Genomic DNA, 12691 nt, shown 5'->3' on the forward strand with positions numbered 1-12691 from the left:
AACGTTATAATTATGTTAATTCGCTTATTTTGGTTGATAAAAAAAGTACATTTGTTTGCTTACTAAACCGTTAAAATGAAGAGAATTCTACCAATATTATCAGTTTTTTTGCTGATTTCTACTACAATATTTGCACAAAAGCCAGCCAAATTAACGTCAAATCAGATTTACGAGAAAGTTCAAAAACTAAACTTTTTAGGAACTGCTTTATACATTGCTGCACATCCAGATGATGAAAATACACGTTTAATTGCTTATTTAGCTAACAATGTAAAAGCAAGAACTGGTTATTTGTCTTTAACAAGAGGAGATGGAGGTCAGAATTTAATTGGTCCCGAAATTAGAGAATTGTTAGGCGTAATTAGAACGCAAGAATTATTAGCAGCAAGAAGAGTTGATGGAGGTGAACAATTATTTACAAGAGCGAATGATTTTGGATATTCTAAACATCCAGATGAAACTTTAGAAATTTGGAATAAAAATGAAGTTTTAAGCGATGTTGTTTGGGCGATTCGAACATTTAAGCCAGATGTAATTATCAACAGATTTGATCACAGAACTCCAGGAACAACTCATGGACATCATACAAGTTCTGCAATTTTAAGTGTAGAAGCTTTCGATAAAGTTGGCGATAAAACACAATTTCCAGAGCAACTAAAATATACAGAAACTTGGCAACCAAAAAGATTGTTTCACAACACTTCTTCATGGTTTTACAGAGATAAAGAGAAATTTGAAGAAATTGCAAAAGATTTTACAAAATTCGATATTGGTGTCTATTATCCACTAAAAGGTTTGTCTAATAACGAATTAGCATCCATGGCAAGTAGCCAACATTTGTGCCAAGGTTTTGGAAGATTAACAACAAGAGGAGAACAAACAGAATATGCAGAGTTCTTAAAAGGTGACAAACCAAAGGATAAAAACGATATTTTTTCAGGAATAAATACCACTTGGAATCGTTTAGAAAATGGTGGGGAAATTGGCGATATTTTATATGAAGTTGAAGAAAAATTCGATTTTGTAAATCCGTCTAAACATTTGCCAATGTTGTTGGAGGCGTATCAGAAAATACAGAAATTACAAGACAATCATTGGAGAAAAATTAAAGAAAAGCAGATTTTAGATATTATTGAAGCTTGTGCAGGATTGTATTTAGAAGTTTCTGCAGAAAGCAGTTCTACAAGTTTTAATTCCACAATTAATTTAGATTTTGAAGTTTTAAATAGAAGTGAAGCAAAAATTAGTTTAGACGCTATTGAAATTTTCCCAAGTAATAATGGTGAAGGAGTTATCGGTAGAAATATTAATTTAACTAATAATAGGAAAATTAATTTTAAAGAATCAATTTCGATTGGAAAAGTAAATTATACATCACCATATTGGCTGAATGATAAAGCTACATTAGGAATGTATAATGTTGAAAATCAAAATTTAATAGGAAAAGCTGAAACACCAAGGTTGGTTAAAGTTGATTTTATTTTGAGTATTAATAATCAAAAAATTTTTATAAGAAAAGAGGTTGTTAGAAGATATGCTGAAAGAGACAAAGGAGAAATTTACGAGCCTTTTGAAATTCTGCCAAAAGTAACTACAAAACTAAAAGATAAAGTCATTATTTTTTCTGATGATATTCCACAAAAGGTGTTGGTGGAAGTGAGGGCAGGAGAAAATAATGTTTCAGGAAAAGTACATTTAAAAGTTCCAACCAATTGGTATGTTTCACCGAAAGAAATCAATTTTACAATTCAACAAAAGAACGACAAACAAACAGTTGAATTTTTAGTAAATCCGCCTAAAAATCAATCTGAAGGAAAATTGGAAGTAATTGCAACTTCGAATGGAAAGAATTTTACAAAGGAATTGGTGGAAATCAATTACAATCACATTCCAAAACAATCTGTTTTATTAAATTCTGAAGCAAAAATTGTTCGCTTAAATATTGAAAAAGTTGGGAATAATATTGGATATATAAAAGGAGCAGGAGATACTGTACCAGATAATTTACGTCAGATTGGGTATACTGTTGAAGAAATAAATCCATTAGAAATAAATGCTGAAAATTTACAAAAATATGATGCCATTGTTTTAGGAATTAGAGCTTACAATGTGGTAAAAGAATTAAAATTTAAGCAGAAATATTTGTTAGCATACGTTAAAAATGGCGGAAATATGATTGTGCAATACAATACAAACAGAGGAGTTGATGTAGCACCACCATTTCCATTACAATTATCCAGAGATAGAGTTACAGACGAATTTGCAGAAATAAGAATTTTAGATAAAAACAATTCTTTATTGAACTTTCCTAATAAAATTACACCAAAAGATTTTAAAGGTTGGGTACAAGAAAGAGGTTTGTATTTTCCAAGTTCTTGGGATGCAAATTATACACCAATTTTATCGATGAATGATAAAGGAGAAACCCCAAAAAACGGAAGTTTATTAATAGCAAAATACGGGAAAGGAAATTACATTTATACAGGTTTAAGTTTCTTTAGAGAATTACCTGCTGGAGTTTCTGGTGCGTATAAATTGTTTGCGAATATGTTGTCTGTGGGGAAAGGGAAATAGTTTCAAAGTTTAAGGTTTCAGGTTTAAAGTTCAGGATTCGTGCTGTCATTCCTGCGTAGGCAGGAATCCATAATAAGTGATTTTATAATTTTATATGTTCAATAATGAATTAAGCTGGCAAACAAGTTTAGCCCTGATTGAGCGGTCTGTTTGAGCTCTTTTTTAGTTTTTTGTTTAAAAAAATAAAAAAAGCGAGTAGCGAAAGCAGGAAATAGCTTCAAAAAAATAATACAAAATGAAAGAACAAAAATACGTTTGGAAAAAAGTGTATACACTGGTTTTGGTGGCAAATTTGGTGTATTTGATTGCGTTTTATTTAATTACTAATTATTTTACAGTTTAGTTATGGAAATAGAAAGTAAATTAGCCACAGTAGATTGGATTGTACTCTCGATAACGCTTTTATTTATAGTTGCTTATGGGACGTATGTAACGCGAAAAAGTAAAAACGTAACTGACTATATAAAAGGCGGAAGTGACTCCAAATGGTGGACAATCGGATTGTCAGTTATGGCAACACAGGCGAGTGCAATTACGTTTTTGTCGACACCAGGACAAGCGTTTCATAGTGGAATGGGATTTGTGCAATTCTACTTCGGTTTGCCAATTGCCATGATTATAATTTGCGTGGTTTTTATACCTATTTATCACAAATTGAAGGTTTACACAGCCTACGAATTTTTAGAAGGAAGATTCGATTTAAAAACAAGAAGTTTGGCAGCGATTTTGTTTTTAATTCAGCGTGGTTTGGCAGCAGGAATTACCATTTTTGCGCCTGCAATTATTTTAAGCGCAGTTTTAGGTTGGGATTTATTAACGCTGAATATTATTATTGGTTTTTTGGTGATTATTTACACAGTTTCTGGAGGAACAAAAGCAGTAAATGTTACGCAGAAACAACAAATGATTATCATTTTTTGTGGAATGGTAATCGCTTTTTATATGATTATGAGTCAACTTCCTGCTGATATTACGTTTACAAAAGCATTGAAAATCGCAGGTGCAAGCGGAAAAATGGAAGTGTTAGATTTCTCTTTCGATTTGAGTAATCGTTACACAGTTTGGACAGGGATTTTAGGTGGAACCTTTTTAATGTTGTCTTATTTTGGGACAGACCAAAGTCAGGTACAGCGTTATTTGTCAGGGAAATCTGTTCGTGAAAGTCAGTTGGGTTTAATTTTTAACGGACTTTTAAAAGTGCCAATGCAATTCTTTATTTTGCTGATTGGTGTAATGGTTTTTGTGTTTTATCAATTTAATCCTTCGCCTTTAAATTTTAATCCTGGCGCAAATGAAGAAGTTATAAAATCTAAATATGCGAATGAATATCAGCAATTACAAGACGAACATATTAAAATTGAAAACGCTAAAAAAATAATTTTTGCTGATGGTTTTCAGCCAGAAGAAAAACAACAAATTTTAGATTTAAACACTAGAGATTTGGATTTAAAAGCAAAATCGAAAGTAATTATCGATAAAATTGACGAAGAAAATACGCTTGATAAAATAGAGTCGAATGACAAAGATTATGTGTTTATCCATTTTATTTTAAACAACTTGCCAAGAGGTTTGATTGGGCTTTTACTAGCCGTGATTTTGTCTGCAGCAATGTCTTCAACAGCATCTGAATTAAATGCGTTGGCGAGCACAACTGCAATGGATTTATACAAGCGAAATGTAAAAGGAGAAAAGAGCGATGAACATTTTGTAAAAGCATCTAAATGGTTCACTTTAGCTTGGGGAATTATTGCCATTTCTGTGGCTTGTATTGCCAATTTGTTTGATAATTTAATTCAGCTTGTAAATATTATTGGTTCTATTTTTTATGGAAATGTACTAGGAATTTTCTTACTCGCATTTTTTATAAAATTTGTAAAAGGAAATGCTGTTTTTATTGCAGCTTTAATTACACAAGCAATTATTATTGCTGTGTACTTTTTAGATTGGTTGCCATATTTATGGTTGAATTTATTAGGTTGTGCGTTGGTAATGGGAATTGCGATTGTAATTCAATCTTTTTTACCAAAAGAGCCAAAATTAAAATTGAGTGAAGTTTAAAAAAAAGATAAAATGAAAAAGATTAAATGGGGAATAATTGGTTTAGGAAAAATCGCCAATAAATTTGCAGAAGATTTAGGAACAATTAAAGATGTAGAATTAGTTGCAGTAGCTTCTCGAAGCATGGATAATGCAAACGAATTTGCAAAGAAATTCAATGCAAAAAAAGCTTATAATTCTTATGAAGATTTAGCAAAAGACCCAGAAGTGGAAGCTATTTACATTGCAACTCCACATAGTTTTCATAAAGAACATGCTGTACTTTGTTTGCAAAATAAAAAAGCAGTTTTATGTGAGAAACCATTTGCAATGAACTTAAAAGAAGTTGCTGAAATGATTGCAGTAGCCAAAGAAAATAATACTTTGTTAATGGAGGCTTTGTGGACTTATTTTTTGCCACACTATAAATTTGCTTTAGAATTTTTGCAACAAGAAAAATTAGGTAAAGTAATTGAATTACAAGCCGATTTTGGTTTCCATCCAACCTACAATGAAGAGAGCAGAGTTTTTAAGAAAGAAGTTGGTGGAGGAAGTTTGTTAGATATTGGAATTTATCCAATTTTTGCAGCTTTATCAACTTTAGGAAACCCAAAAAATATAAAAGCAAATGCAACTTTTTTCGAAAATGGAGCAGACTCCACTTGTTCTATGGTTTTTGAATATGAAAATTCAAAAGCAATTTTAAAAAGTACGTTGTTAGAAGAAACAAAAACAGAAGCTATTTTTACTTGCGAAAAAGGAAAACTAATTATTAACAGACAATTTCACGCACCAAGTTCTGTAACCATTATTTCAGAAGGAAAAGAAGAAACTATTCAGTTTGAAAATAAAACCAATGGTTATAATTTCGAAACAGAACATTTTAATCAGCTTATAAGAGATGGTAAAAAAGAAAGCAATATTATGACTTTCGATTTTTCTAAAAACTTAATGAAAACCTTGGATGATGTTAGAGGTGTTATTGGTTTGAAGTATTAATCTTTATTCTATTAAAGTTATTATGATTCAGTAAGTGTTATTTCAACAGTAATTTTTCCTTCTAAATCTTTAGATAAAAAGAAATCATCGCTTTTTTTTCCATTCACAGAAAACTGTTCAATTTTGTTTCCTGAACCAGAAATATGAATGTCTATAATTGAATTTCTATATTTCAATCCTAAAAATTCGACATCATTAATTTCTTTTGGTAAAAATGGACTGAATGTAATTCCTTTTTCAGAAAAATCCATTCCAATTATATTTTTGAAAATCATGCTTAAATAAGCAGTTGCACTCCAACTTTGACGCTCTGCACAAAACCAAGTTGTCCATTCTTTTAGATGAGGTTCTTGGATGCCTCCATAAGCAGTTTCTTTGGTGGGGTGATAAATTTCTACAAATTGAAAATCTCGTAAAGCGTGTCTCGTTAACGCATTAAATTCATGTAAAAAGATTTCTGGTTTATTATTTTTCATGGCAGCATCTGCCCAAAAACCTTGTATGTGTGGCCAAACAGTTCCACTATGTCTACCATAACTATCTAATTTTTCATTTCTAAATCTTTTAAAAGTTGGGTAGACACATGGTATTCCAGCAGGTTCTATTTTTGTGTTTTTAAAAATTTTATCAATGTTATTTTTCTCAGTAATATCAAATAATAAAGAGAAAGAAATTCCCATACTTTCTTGAGCATCACTGTTTCCAAAAGGATCTACTAAATAATTATAGTTGTTTTTCTTTTCGTTCCAAAAATTCTTATTAATAGCTTTTTTTAGTTTTTCTGCCTTTGTTTTCCAAGATTTATTTGGTTCTTTATTTAGTTCAGTTTCTATTTTAGACATTAAACTATAAACTTGATAATAGACTGCGTTGGTTGATAAAGCGTGCATTGGAATTCCAAATCCTTTAGGGAATTTTAAATCTTTATTTTCTTCTGGCCACTGATAAATTCCTGAATAAGACCCGTTTTTACTTTTATCTTGACTTCGAGTATATATTTTTGGATAAGCTGCAACTCCATCACCATAAACAGCAGGACCACGAAATAATCCAAATTCCTCAGAAAATTCATTTTCTTCAAGTTGGTTAAGCGTGTTTTGTGTCACTTTATATATGTCTAATAAAAATTCGGTATCACCAGAATATAAATAGTAATTCCAGGCACCAATTGTCCAAATAATTTTATCCCAATATTGCCCGATAATTGTAGTTTCTCCATTTTCGCTCTTTTCTAATTGAGCTAACAATGTGTTTTTTGAAACTTCAGGAGAAAGTAAACCGAAACCATTCCAAACATTAATTGCAGCATCACGTGTCCAAGGTTTTCCATAAATTAATCCTGCATAAAGGCAAGGTTCTTTTTGCTCTAAAACACCAGATTTATGGTATTGTATATTCCCAGAAACGTCTCCAATTGCTATTCTATATGCCTTTACAATATCATGAGTATTCTTACCATTAATAATTAAAGAAGGAATTGTAATTGTATTTGTTGATGAAATAGTTTGTATTGTTTGTTTTTTAGCTGTTTCATTGGGTTTACAATGCAATAAAATTCCGGAAATTAATACGAGCAATAATAATCTGGTTTTCATTATAAAATGTAATTAAGGCTGATTTTTTTTTGGTTTTATGTTTTTAAAGTAAAGTATTGAAATTAAACCTCCTACAAACTCACACTTCTAAATCCTTTTGTTTTATTGTTGGCGATAGAAATATGACTAATAGATGGATTTTCTTTAGATTTAAGAATATTAAGTCTAATTTTTTCTGCTGTAATTTCTACTGGAAGATTAATTATTTTACAAGCTCCAATTATTTCACCTTTATAAAAAGTATCCCATTTTCCATTACTATAAGTTTGCAACTCATATTCCTGAACATTAAAATCTCTTATAGATGAAAATCCGTCTCCCAAACTTCGCATTTTTGCTTTTTCGAATAAACTAATCCTATCGAAAGTTATTTCTTTTTCGAAATCAATTTCTAAATTTGCAATAGAATCATTAGCTGTCCAATACGTTTCTAAGCTAAAATCGATAGCTTTTTCAGCATTGTGTTTATCAACTTGCGAACTTGCAATTATCTTTTTATTAAATATTAAGTTTTCGGGACCTTTTGGTAATTTGTTTGTTCCACCCCTGATATTTAATCGGTCTGCTAATTCTAAAATTCTAAGCTTTTCGTTAGTTCTAATTTTTCCAGTTAAATCTGGTGGAACATTTACAATCATAATATTATCGTTAGAAGTTCCCCAATAGAAAAGTTCTTCCAATTCATCTAATGGTCTTGCAGCTAATACATTTTTCTTTTGAAACCAGTTCCATCTATCAGAAATACAAATCGTATGTTCAAAAGCTAAATAATGTTCTTTTCCATCTCTATTGTAATATTTTGGATCGTTCCAACGTGCTAAATTTGGGTCTTTTATTCTAAAGTCTACTGGAAAATAACGAATAGGATCTCCTTTTGTATAATTTTTTGGTTGTCTAATAGCACTATGGTTTTCTGGTTTTCCAATGGTATGATTTACTGTAATTAAACAGTTTGGTTGCATTTCTTTTACGTATTTATAAATTTCGGGTAAATTCCATTCATCATCTTTTTTGTCCCAACCTCCATCGAACCAAAGTTCGCAGATATCTCCATAATTGGTCATTAATTCTGTTAGTTGGTTTTTCATGTAACCATTATAAGCTTCAGTATTTTTATAGGAAGGTTCATGCCTATCCCAAAGTGAATAATAAAGGCCTAATTTTATTCCATATTTTTTACATGCTTTTGCAACTTCTGCAACAACATCTGTTTTAACTGGAGAAGAAGCAACATCGTAATCGGTATATTTACTGTCCCATAAACTAAAACCATCATGATGTTTTGTAACTAAAATCACATATCTAAAACCTGCATCTTTTGCAATTTTTATCCATTGGTCGCAATCTAAATCTGTAGGTTTGTATGACGATGCTGGTAATTTTCCATTCGACCATTCTGTTTCGTTAAATGTATTTACTCCAAAATGAATAAACATTCCATAGCCACGTTCTATTTGGTCGATTTGAGTTTTAGATAAAATGTTAGTTTCTATTTCTTTACCTTCTTTTTTAAAACAAGAAAACAAGGTTAAAATTAAAAGGAAACTAAGTGTTTTTAATTTAATCATCTTTATTTTTTATAGTAAATACATCTTATAAGCTAAGTTATATTTTTTGATGATTATAAAAAAATGTTATACTAAAACTGACGAATTAATAACATTAAACTGATGAATTTAATACAAAAAATATTAAATATATATAGAAAGTAACTTTAGATATTTTGCTTTTTCTTATAAGCATCGTGCATACCTTCTCCTTTTAAAATTTTACCTACACACTTATTTATTCTTGAAGCTCTTGTTTTAGTTTGTTTTGGAGCAGAAAAATGAAGGATATAGCCTCTTTGCCTTCCTTTTGTTAATGCATAAAATGCGGATTTTATAATTGGATCCTCTTCAAACTTTTCTTCTAATTCTTTAGGAATTGGTTCTGGGTTTTTATTTAAAGTTACTTTTAAACCTGCTTTTTCATTCTCTAAAGTTTCAAAAATATAGGTTTTTATTTTATCTTTAATTTTTAGGACTTCTTCTGGTTTTCGGAATTTTATTAAACGAGCAGATTGCGTGTTTTCTCCAGCTTTTTCTAAAATATTCAAAGGGTCTTTCAGTAATACACCTTTTAAGAAATTTAGGGAACAGAACTCTTTAAAAGCGCTTAAAATTAAAATGTTTTTTTGCTGAAAAGTATAGCATGGAACGCCCCATTTTATTTCTTCAGTTAAACCACAATCTAGTATAATTTCTCGAAGTAATTTTAACTCTGTTGCCCAAGTATAAACTTTACAATCTGGTGTTCCTCCAAGCGAACAGCGTCCACAACCTTCTAGGAAATAATTATCTACATTCTTTTGCATTAAAGATTTTAATTGAAAATTATACTTTTTAAATGTATAAAAAATCTATTTCCTATCCAAAAAATCTTGATACGCTTCTTGGGAAATAGCCTTTCCTAAAGAATCTAATTGAAAAACTGCTTTTCCTTTTTTTAATATAGATTTTTTACTTGTAAAATCATACACGAACAAACCGTTTTTAGAGAAAGTTCCAAAACCATTATTAAAAATATAATGTGCATATTGTTTGCTAGAATTATTAAAAATATTTTTGCTAAAGCTGAAGTTGGTCTTGTCTCCATCCAATAAATCTAACAAGGTAAAAGGTAAATCTATTTGCGAAGAAATATTATCGATTTCGATTCCTTTTTGTTGCAAAGCACCACCCAACCACAACATTGGAATTTTAAATTTTTTCGGAGAATTAAAAACACCTTCGTGTTTTGGGGAACGATGTCCATGATCTGAAATAATAATAATTAAGGTGTTTTTATACCAAGGTTGTTGCTTTGCGTCTTCTATAAAATCTCCAATTACCTGGTCTGTATAAGCATGTGCGCTTCTAAATTTATTTTCGTCTGTATCTTTTCCGAATTTGTAATCGCCAATTATTTCGTACGGTTCGTGACTCGTGAGTGTTAAAGCAATTTTGAAAAAAGGTTCTTTCTGCAAACCTTTTAAATCATTAGCAAAACGTTTCATAAAAATATGATCGTGAGCGCCCCATTTCGAGTTCCAATCTTTTTTATCGAAATCGTCTCCATCTACAAAGTGTGTAATTCCCGAATTTCGTAAATACGTATTCATATTTCCGAAGTTTAAATCTCCTCCATGATAAAAGGAAGTTTTGTAGCCCAAATCAATCATTTTTTGAGGTAACATTGGTAAACTCCTTGTTTTATTTGGCATTTTCATAATGCTCTTTGTAGCTTGTGGATAATAACCACTTAAGATAGCAGGAATTCCTTTGTCTGTTCTATCTCCATTTGCATAGAAATTTGTAAATAAAATCCCTTCTTTAGAAAGTCGATTCAAATTTTCAGTAACATTTGGTTCTCCACCTAAAGAGCCAACAACTTTGGCTGTTAAACTTTCCCAAATAATTAAAATTACGTTTGGTTTTTTGGTGTTTAAAATGCTGTCTTTTGTAGCTGTTAAAAGAGAATTTCTTCTTTTTGAAATGATTTTTTTTGCAATATTTTTATCAAAATACTTATAAGGATTTCCAGTATCCGATTTATGAGAAAGGACATTAAAAAAGTTCCAAATAAAATTATTAGCAGCATGATTTGCGAACATTTTATTAGAAAAATAAACATTGCTTTGGTTTACAGGAATGGTTTGTAAACCACCTCTTAATGGAATAATTAGAATTCCAGTTATTATTAAAAACAAAGGTATTTGTAACCAACTTCCTTTGTTAATTTTTTTCATTTTTAAATGAATATTTTTTTGAAACCATTTGATAAAAATGAAAGAAAAAACTCCTAAAAATAACACTCCTAAGATTATTTGAAAAGTAGAAACAGAAGCCAGCATAACTTCAGGAGTATTTAAATAGGTAAAGAAAGAAGTGTCTAAACGAACACCCCAAGCTTCATACAAACCAACATCTAGCAATAGGAAAATGGTAATTAAAACAATTATAATGTACGAATACCATTTTATAATTCTCTCGATTATTTTAGGCTGAAGAAATATCGTAAAAATAATCAGCAAAAAAGGAATGATACTTAAATAGGAAGCAAAAGAACAATCTAAACGTAAACCATAAACAAATGTTTTAAAAATTGTTACAAAGTCTAGCTCTTTGGTTTTATCAAAATTAAAAAGCAGAAAAAATAAACGCGCAAATACAAAATAACCTACCCAAAGAAAAAAGTAAGTAAAGTTGAATTGAAGTCTGTTTTTTATGCTTTTCATAAATAAATTAGAAGATGTTTTTAGGGTTATTCAGTCACTTTTAGGCGCGCTTTTGCAGTTACAGAAACGTCGGAATAATCTTCGTTTAAAAATTTTAAATACCCAGTAATGGCAATCATTGCAGCATTATCTGTTGTGTATTCGAATTTTGGAATGTAGGTTGTCCAACCAAAATGTTTTTCAGCTAACTGTAAACGTGTTCTAATTTCCGAATTTGCAGAAACACCACCAGCAATAGCAATGTGTTTTATCCCAGTTTTTTTAACTGAATTTTTTAGCTTTTCCATTAAAATTTCTACAATTGTATATTGGATGGAAGCACAAATATCATCTAAATTTTCTTCGATAAAATTTGGGTTTATACGCTGTTGTTTTTGAATAAAATATAAAATACCTGTTTTTAATCCACTAAAACTAAAATCTAAATCGCCTACTTTTGGTTTTGTAAAAGGAAACGCTTTTGGGTTTCCTAATTTTGCATGTTTATCTATTAAGGGTCCTCCAGGATAAGGTAAACCTAAAATTTTTGCAGATTTATCAAAAGCTTCTCCAACAGCATCGTCTATAGTTTCGCCTAGAATTTCCATTTCAAAATAATTAGAAATCTTTACAATTTGTGTATGCCCACCACTAATAGTTAGGCAAATAAAAGGAAAAGGAGGAGTTTTGTTTTCACCATCATTTATAAAATGAGCTAAAATATGCGCCTGCATATGGTTTACATCTATCAAAGGAATTTCTAAACCCAAAGCCAAAGATTTTGCAAAAGAAGTTCCTACCAATAAAGAGCCCATTAAACCAGGGCCTCTTGTAAATGCAATTGCAGATAAATCTTTCTTAGTAATATTCGCATTTTCTATGGCTTGTTGTACTACAGGAACAATATTTTGTTGATGTGCTCTAGAAGCCAATTCAGGAACTACTCCACCATATTTGGAATGTACTTCTTGGTTTGCAACCACATTGCTTAAAACTTTTCCATCACAAATTACAGATGCACTTGTATCGTCGCAAGAAGATTCTATTCCTAAAATGTAAACCGGTTTTTTCATAAAATAAATAATGAAATACAAAATTAAGTATTATTTTAGGTTGAAGTTACTTTTTTAAGATTAGAAATTTAATTCTTTGTTAAATTTGCACGTTCTTTGTAAGAATTGGCAATATTTTTGATTAAAAATCATTCAATATATTGTAATTACTTTTAAAATAAATTGTTATTAAACGA

Annotated in this window: 8 protein-coding genes; 3 read left to right on the forward strand and 5 right to left on the reverse strand. The window is 30.2% G+C overall.

Annotated features, from left to right (window positions below; translation table 11 throughout):
• Positions 1 to 75: 75 nt before the first annotated feature.
• The 3 genes from H9I45_RS15555 (at position 76) to H9I45_RS15565 (ending at position 5610) form a co-directional block, all read left to right on the forward strand.
• The gene (locus H9I45_RS15555; protein WP_088354209.1) at positions 76 to 2574 is read left to right on the forward strand and encodes a PIG-L family deacetylase; all 2499 of its coding nucleotides are present in this window, start codon (positions 76 to 78) and stop codon (positions 2572 to 2574) included.
• Positions 2575 to 2919: 345 nt separating this feature from the next.
• A complete protein-coding gene (locus H9I45_RS15560; RefSeq protein ID WP_088354208.1) occupies positions 2920 to 4632 on the forward strand; it encodes a sodium:solute symporter family protein in 1713 nt (570 codons plus the stop codon).
• A 12-nt stretch (positions 4633 to 4644) separates the two neighbouring features.
• The gene (locus H9I45_RS15565) at positions 4645 to 5610 is read left to right on the forward strand and encodes a Gfo/Idh/MocA family protein (RefSeq protein ID WP_088354207.1); all 966 of its coding nucleotides are present in this window, start codon (positions 4645 to 4647) and stop codon (positions 5608 to 5610) included.
• A 20-nt stretch (positions 5611 to 5630) separates the two neighbouring features.
• Here the strand turns inward: H9I45_RS15565 and H9I45_RS15570 are convergent, their stop codons facing one another.
• The 5 genes from H9I45_RS15570 to tsaD all read right to left on the reverse strand — a co-directional run bounded on the left by H9I45_RS15570 (position 5631) and on the right by tsaD (position 12515).
• Positions 5631 to 7205: an MGH1-like glycoside hydrolase domain-containing protein gene (locus H9I45_RS15570; protein ID WP_088354206.1), complete on the reverse strand. Its 1575-nt coding sequence runs from the start codon at positions 7203 to 7205 to the stop codon at positions 5631 to 5633.
• A gap of 71 nt (positions 7206 to 7276) precedes the next feature.
• Positions 7277 to 8773 carry an alpha-L-fucosidase gene (locus H9I45_RS15575; RefSeq protein ID WP_176397560.1) on the reverse strand — a complete coding sequence of 499 codons (1497 nt, stop codon included), beginning with the start codon at positions 8771 to 8773 and terminating at the stop codon, positions 7277 to 7279.
• Positions 8774 to 8919: 146 nt separating this feature from the next.
• Positions 8920 to 9561: a YdeI/OmpD-associated family protein gene (locus H9I45_RS15580; RefSeq protein ID WP_088354205.1), complete on the reverse strand. Its 642-nt coding sequence runs from the start codon at positions 9559 to 9561 to the stop codon at positions 8920 to 8922.
• A 45-nt stretch (positions 9562 to 9606) separates the two neighbouring features.
• The gene (locus tag H9I45_RS15585; RefSeq protein WP_088354204.1) at positions 9607 to 11463 is read right to left on the reverse strand and encodes an LTA synthase family protein; all 1857 of its coding nucleotides are present in this window, start codon (positions 11461 to 11463) and stop codon (positions 9607 to 9609) included.
• A gap of 26 nt (positions 11464 to 11489) precedes the next feature.
• Positions 11490 to 12515 (reverse strand): tRNA (adenosine(37)-N6)-threonylcarbamoyltransferase complex transferase subunit TsaD, encoded by a 1026-nt coding sequence (gene tsaD, locus H9I45_RS15590; RefSeq protein ID WP_088354203.1) that lies wholly within the window; start codon positions 12513 to 12515, stop codon positions 11490 to 11492.
• Between the last annotated feature and the right edge of the window lie 176 nt (positions 12516 to 12691).

The sequence above is a fragment of the Polaribacter haliotis genome (assembly GCF_014784055.1).
In the GTDB taxonomy this organism is placed as follows: domain Bacteria; phylum Bacteroidota; class Bacteroidia; order Flavobacteriales; family Flavobacteriaceae; genus Polaribacter; species Polaribacter haliotis.

Coding starts and splice junctions, on each gene's coding strand:
- H9I45_RS15555 (WP_088354209.1), top strand. CDS start 76: ATGAAGAGAATTCTACCAATATTATCAGTTTTTTTGCTGATTTCTACT.
- H9I45_RS15575 (WP_176397560.1), bottom strand. CDS start 8,773: ATGATTAAATTAAAAACACTTAGTTTCCTTTTAATTTTAACCTTGTTT.
- H9I45_RS15585 (WP_088354204.1), bottom strand. CDS start 11,463: ATGAAAAGCATAAAAAACAGACTTCAATTCAACTTTACTTACTTTTTT.
- H9I45_RS15560 (WP_088354208.1), top strand. CDS start 2,920: ATGGAAATAGAAAGTAAATTAGCCACAGTAGATTGGATTGTACTCTCG.
- tsaD (WP_088354203.1), bottom strand. CDS start 12,515: ATGAAAAAACCGGTTTACATTTTAGGAATAGAATCTTCTTGCGACGAT.
- H9I45_RS15580 (WP_088354205.1), bottom strand. CDS start 9,561: ATGCAAAAGAATGTAGATAATTATTTCCTAGAAGGTTGTGGACGCTGT.
- H9I45_RS15570 (WP_088354206.1), bottom strand. CDS start 7,205: ATGAAAACCAGATTATTATTGCTCGTATTAATTTCCGGAATTTTATTG.
- H9I45_RS15565 (WP_088354207.1), top strand. CDS start 4,645: ATGAAAAAGATTAAATGGGGAATAATTGGTTTAGGAAAAATCGCCAAT.